Genomic DNA, 1366 nt, shown 5'->3' with positions numbered 1-1366 from the left:
ACATTGTAAAATCTGGGATTATCCTAAAAATTTACAAATTGATTTTGGAAAAAAAGGAGCATTTCGCCTTTTCATCAGTTTAGAAGATGATTTTTATCGCAAAACAGCGCAAAAAATATATTCTCAAGAAGAGTTTCGGAAGTGTAATAGTTTTTTTAAAAGTTTAAAAATTTATTCACATAATAATTAATTGAAAACCCACACTGTTATAAATTTTTGTAAATAAATTCATTTTTGATACCCGAAAAGACTAGTTTAAAACAACTAGTCTTTGTTTGTTTTTAGCGAAAAGAGGTTTTAAAAATTAATAATTTTAAACAAAGTGTATTAGAAATTGAATCATGTTATTTTGATTTATTTTTTAATCTTTTTAAAAAACTTGATATTTTTTTATTAAAAAATAAAGAAATAAATAATGAAAAAATAAAAGAAGAAATTTATAAATTAAACAAACGAATTAAAAATCTTTTATTTATAAAGTAGCGAATTTTAAATTTTCATTCTCATTATATAAAGAAGATTTATTATTAACAACTTATCAAATTTTAGTAAAAAAGTAAAAAGATACAGTGTTATAAATTTTTGTAAATAAATTCATTTTTAATACTTAACAGATTAGTTAAAAAAATAGTCTTTTTTTAGTAAAAAAAGGTTTTAAAAATGAATTTATTTACAAAAATTTATAACAGTGTGCCACAACCTTATAATCATTAACAAAAAATAATAATCCTAAACCCATAAATAAAACTATTTTAAATAAAAATAATTGTTTTTTTAATTTAAAAATTAATTAATAACTCCTTTAATTTTTTCCCCCTCAGTTGAGGTAATATATTATAATTTTACTTTTATTAATTGTTTTTTTAATTATATATTTTTTTATCTAACAAAATCATAAATTAAAATATGCAACCAAAAAAAGAACAAAATCATAAATTAAAACTATGCAAATCAAAGAAGAATAAATAGTGTTTAAAAAATGAATAAAACATTTTCTCTCTTTATGGTTAATATTAGCTGGTATATTTTTATCTTTTAATTTACATATTTTATAGTTATAAAATAATATATAAAACAATGGTATTAAATAATAATAAAAATTAAATAAAAGTAACATAAATTTAATAATATTAATAATATAAAAAACATATAAATTCATTTAAATGCGAACTCCTTTACCACTCATATAATAATTATTTATATTATATATACTTTATATTTTAAATGTGTAATAAAGTGTAATAAAAAATTTTTATTTATTTACCATGATGATTTCATAGTCTTATTTGACGGGTTGTCCGACTCATTGTTGTGAGATATTAATTTTGAACTCAATTTAAAATAAACACAAAAAATTATTACTAAA

At 17.7% G+C, this 1366-nt stretch carries 2 protein-coding genes; one reads left to right on the top strand and one right to left on the bottom strand.

Annotation, left to right across the window (positions count from 1 at the left end; all coding sequences use genetic code 11):
- The coding region (locus tag KTO59_RS04275) for a hypothetical protein (protein ID WP_284928817.1) at window positions 1–190 on the top strand (190 nt) is incomplete at its 5' end.
- Window positions 191–670: 480 nt separating this feature from the next.
- Here the strand turns inward: KTO59_RS04275 and KTO59_RS04650 are convergent.
- On the bottom strand, window positions 671–787 hold the full coding sequence (locus KTO59_RS04650; RefSeq protein ID WP_445083527.1) for an SVM family protein: 117 nt from the start codon (window positions 785–787) through the stop codon (window positions 671–673).
- Between the last annotated feature and the right edge of the window lie 579 nt (window positions 788–1366).

Source organism: Candidatus Phytoplasma sp. AldY-WA1 (assembly GCF_020312115.2).
GTDB classification, from domain to species: Bacteria; Bacillota_I; Bacilli_A; order Acholeplasmatales; family Acholeplasmataceae; genus Phytoplasma; species Phytoplasma vitis.
The sequence above is the reverse complement of the archived record's forward strand: the minus strand, read 5'-3'. Positions and strand labels throughout refer to the sequence as shown.